General features: G+C 77.1%; 3 protein-coding genes. All 3 read right to left on the bottom strand.

Annotated features, from left to right (window positions below; all coding sequences use genetic code 11):
- Window positions 1-17: 17 nt before the first annotated feature.
- On the bottom strand, window positions 18-899 hold the full coding sequence (locus G6556_RS18595) for an RNA methyltransferase (RefSeq protein WP_166944603.1): 882 nt from the start codon (window positions 897-899) through the stop codon (window positions 18-20).
- A gap of 202 nt (window positions 900-1,101) precedes the next feature.
- Window positions 1,102-1,488: a 50S ribosomal protein L20 gene (rplT, locus tag G6556_RS18590; RefSeq protein WP_147793760.1), complete on the bottom strand. Its 387-nt coding sequence runs from the start codon at window positions 1,486-1,488 to the stop codon at window positions 1,102-1,104.
- Window positions 1,489-1,549: 61 nt separating this feature from the next.
- A complete protein-coding gene (gene rpmI, locus G6556_RS18585) occupies window positions 1,550-1,744 on the bottom strand; it encodes a 50S ribosomal protein L35 (RefSeq protein WP_147793761.1) in 195 nt (64 codons plus the stop codon).
- Between the last annotated feature and the right edge of the window lie 179 nt (window positions 1,745-1,923).

Genomic DNA, 1,923 nt, shown 5'->3' with positions numbered 1-1,923 from the left:
GAGGCGACCCCGGGTCGTCAGCGGTGGGCGCGGGAGGACGCGTAGAGGCAGACCGCCGCCGCCGTGCCGAGGTTCAGCGACTCGGCCCGGCCGCGCAGCGGCACGCGCACGACGGCGTCGGCGCGGTCGCGGTCCTCGGGCGGCAGGCCCCAGGCCTCGTTGCCGAACAGCCAGGCGGTCGGGGACCGGAGGTCGGCCGGTCCCCCGGCCGGCGCCCCCGCTCCGGCGACCGCCGCGGCGTCCTGCAGGTCATCGAGGTCGAGGTCGCCGGTCCCGTCGGCCGCCAGCACCGCGAGCCCCGCGGCCCGCAGCGCGTCGACCGCGTCCGCCACGGAGACCCCGGACACGACCGGGAGGTGGAACAGCGAGCCGGCCGTGGACCGGACGACCTTCGGGTTCGTCGTCTCCACGCTGTCCCCCGCCACCACGACCGCGTCGGCGCCCGCGGCGTCCGCGACCCGGATCACCGTGCCGGCGTTGCCGGGGTCGCGGACCTGCGCCAGCACCGCGACGAGGCGGGGGCGCGCGGCGAGCACCGCGGCCAGCGCCTCGGCGCCCAGCGGGCCCACCGGCACCTCGTCGCGGGCGCCGGCGCGCGCGGCCTCGGGGAGGTCCGCCACCGCGAGCACCCCCTGGGCGTCGGGCGACATCGCGTCGAGCACAGCGGCGTCCCCCCGGTGCACGTGCAGCCGGGCGGCCTCGGCGTCGGCGAGGATCTCCGCGTACCGGTCGGCGGCGTCGTCGGTGAGGTAGAGGTCCCGGACCGTGCGCGGCGCCCAGCGCACGACCTCGCGGACCGCCTGCGGGCCCTCGACGGCGTACCGCCCGGCGCGACGCCGGCCCGAGCGGGTCGCGAGCGCGCGCACGGCCTTGACGCGGTCGGCGTGCGGGTTGGTCATCGGGGGGCGTGCGGCGGCGGGGCCGTCGGGTGCGGTGCGGGACACGGCCCCATCCTCCCGCACCCGCCGCGGGCGCGGCACGGTCGGCGGCGCGGGCCCGGCGTGCCCGGACGCGCAGGACCCCCGGGGGCCGAGGCTCCCGGGGGTCCTGAGGGGTGCTGCGCGCGCGGTCAGGCCGCGCGCACGGCGGTGACGCGGTCCGTCAGGCGGCGGCCTTCGGCGCGTTCACGTCGGCCGGCAGCGCGTCCTTGGCGACCTGCACCAGCGCGTTGAACGCCGCGACGTCGGTGACGGCCAGGTCGGCGAGCACGCGACGGTCGACCTCGACGCCAGCGGCCTTGAGGCCCTGGATGAGGCGGTTGTAGGTCAGGCCCTGCTCGCGCGCAGCCGCGTTGATCCGCTGGATCCACAGCTTGCGGAAGTCGCCCTTGCGCGCCTTGCGGTCGCGGTAGGCGTAGACGAGGGAGTGGGTGACCTGCTCCTTGGCCTTGCGGTACAGGCGCGAACGCTGACCGCGGTAGCCGGAGGCCCGCTCGAGGGTCGCCCGGCGCTTCTTCTGGGCGTTGACCGCCCGCTTCACGCGTGCCACGTGATGCTCCTTGCTTCGTTATCGGGTCGGCTCAGGACCGCGGCGCTCGCGCGCCGACGGGTCACTTGCCGAGCAGCTTCTTGATCTTGGGGGCGTCGGCCGCGGAGACGACCTGGTCCGAGGCGAGGCGGCGCGTGCGACGGCTCGACTTGTGCTCGAACAGGTGACGCGCGTTGGCCTGCTCGCGCATGACCTTGCCGCTCCCGGTGATCCGGAAGCGCTTCTTCGCACCGGAGTGCGTCTTGTTCTTCGGCATGGCTGCCGTCTCTCCTTGTCGTCGCATCGCGCCGGGGCGCGACTCGTCCGTCCGGTCCCGGTGGGGTCCGAGCGTGTCGGTGCAGGTCAGGCGTTCCCGGTGCCGCCGGACGACTGGCCGCGGGGGGCCGGTCGCGCCGACGGGCGAGGGGTCGGTGCCGGGCGCGGGGTGGGCCGCGG

The organism is Cellulomonas sp. IC4_254 (assembly GCF_011603975.1).
Taxonomy (GTDB): domain Bacteria; phylum Actinomycetota; class Actinomycetes; order Actinomycetales; family Cellulomonadaceae; genus Cellulomonas.
Note: the sequence above shows the minus strand (reverse complement) of the source record. Positions and strands in the feature narration are given on the sequence as shown.